Annotated in this window: 1 protein-coding gene; it reads right to left on the bottom strand. The window is 40.7% G+C overall.

The features are described from left to right. Positions 1–63 precede the first annotated feature (63 nt). A partial coding sequence (locus AC3LHT_RS10200) for a POTRA domain-containing protein (protein ID WP_488662813.1) occupies positions 64–2,327 on the bottom strand: 2,264 nt, incomplete at its 5' end.

Here is a 2,327-nt window from a genome sequence, read left to right on the forward strand (position 1 = left end):
GTGGCATGCTGAAATGATCAGGTAGATAATCGAACAAAAAAACGGGGCTAACGCCCCGTTTTTTTAGAATGCAGGACCGAAACCGAAGAAGAATGTCCCCCAGTAAGGCTCAACAGCATTTGCGTATAGATATGAATTGTATCCATACCCCAATCTTATTACCCCTATCATGGGAATGGATATATCCAGGCTTAAACCTAGATCGATTACATTGTCTTTACCTATAAAATCTACAAGGGTTGGGCTGCTACGATAAAATACGGCATCAGCAAAAGCTGTGATATCAACGGGGATAGACCCATTGCTAACTGGGAACCTTATTTGAAGGGACCCGGCAGTTACGCCATAATATTCCTGATCGAAAATCGATGAAGTTTTCACCCTTATGTAATAATCAGGTGAGAGCAGATACTTTTCATAGACACCCTCGGTATTGTTAAAGGGGAAGAGTTGTTCTGTACCCAAACGTATCCCGATAACAGGACCTGTTGTTGGCTGGGTAAATTGGTCTTTATTTCCAAGTTTTATGAACTTTTTGTATTCGGTTTTAAGTCCAAAGAACCCTTGCCCGTAGTCCCCGAGCAAACCTCGAACATAAGCATTTGCTGAAAGCTCGGAACCAAGATTAGGTCGCAATAAATCATCTCTGGTGCTGAAATTGTAATTTGCAGAGAGATAAAGGCCATCAAAGCCCGTTTGCACATCTGAGTATGTAGAATCCAAAGATGTCTCTGTTGCAATAGTCGATTCCTTTGAGATGGATTCAAAACCAGTGGAAAATCCCACTCTGGAAGTAGGAGAAATCCGATATTTCGGTGAAAAGGCAAAACTAATTTCTGTGTATTTGGAAGTGATAGTAGTTGTAGTAGCGTCGCTGGCTGTCGCTTCTTCAGTAACTTCTGCCTTACCGTAATAATTAAAAGCCGCCGAAGTCGATAAATCCCAGTTTGATCCACCGGCCTTTGGAAGGGAGTAATTGAGAGTTATGTTATAAGTAGGAGAGCTGGTTGTGGTAGTCGTTGCCCCAAGTGATGCATCATATTCTTCTTGCTTGTTACCTTTGATAGGTACATTTATTGTGAGTATTGTTGCAATATCCTGCCCATAACCAAAGGGATTTAATATACCAACATCGAGATTGAGGTTGATGCCATTTTGCCAGCCACCTCCACCCATGAACTTGCCGTTTCTGTCCTTTTCTTTAAGCGTTATAGTCACATCGAGAGCATCCTTATTCACAGGCACTGGGTTTATGGTAACAGATTCAAAATAATTGGTGCCTTTTAAAAGGGCATAGGTGTTTCTGTAATCATCGAGCTTCAAAGTCTTTCCTTTTTCAATAACTATCCTGTCCTGAATCAGGTAGTCCCGAGTTTTTTGCTCACCATCGAAATTCACGTTAATTTCTCTCACTTTTGGTTCGTGAATCTCAAAGGTCAAAAAGCCCCGTTCTGTATCCACAAAAGCGGAAATGGATGAGAAAGGATAGCCATTGTCCTGGAAGAGTTTATAAACAGAGTCTATTGCAAGAGCGAGTTTTTCATTGGTTATTTCCTCGCCTTCTTTCAAATTAGAGGCCATTAAGATGCTCAGCTCCGGAAGATTTTCATTTCCTTTGACAAAAATACCGTTGACTTCGAAGGGTTCTTTTATGTAATCTGCTGGTCTTAAATAAAAACTTATTATTTTAGAAGGTTCCACACCTTCAGGTACATCAGCAGTTTTCACACTTTGAAAAGCGTTGTTCAAAGTAAGCAACATAAGTTGATAAACTGCCTTCTGATCCCAGGGCCCTTCTTTATTCAGGAGATAGGAGCTATAAAGAGTCTTGACAGCTTCTACGATATCCTCTTGCTTTGGCACATAATCTTTCTTTTTGACAAAAAGCCTCATTAAGGATGGCTTGTCATAGAGAGATTTGAAGGTTTTTAGCTCTAGTTTGTCTTTTAATACCATACCAAATTCTTCGGAAAAGTCGCCTTGCAATTCTACGTCCCAGAGGTAATAGGTTTTTATGATGAAATGCACCTCAATCGGCTCGTTTACTTCTTCGTTCATAATCTTGCTTTTGTCTGGAACGGTTTCCCATTCGATTTCATAAAAGGGCTCAAAATATCCCTCGTTCTGAAACAGTGCTGCGAGCTTTTCCTTGGTTCGGGGGATTTCATAGATTAAGTTGTAAGGTTTCATTGGATAACCGTTTTTAAAGCTCAGACCAGAAGCTTCAAGAGTATCGACATCAAGAAGCTTAGGGCCGACATAGGTGAATTTAGCCGTAACCGCAGGGTATTCTTTCAAAACGATGTTCAAAATCCCTTTGACCTCGT

It is taken from the genome of Kosmotoga sp. (assembly GCF_982836095.1).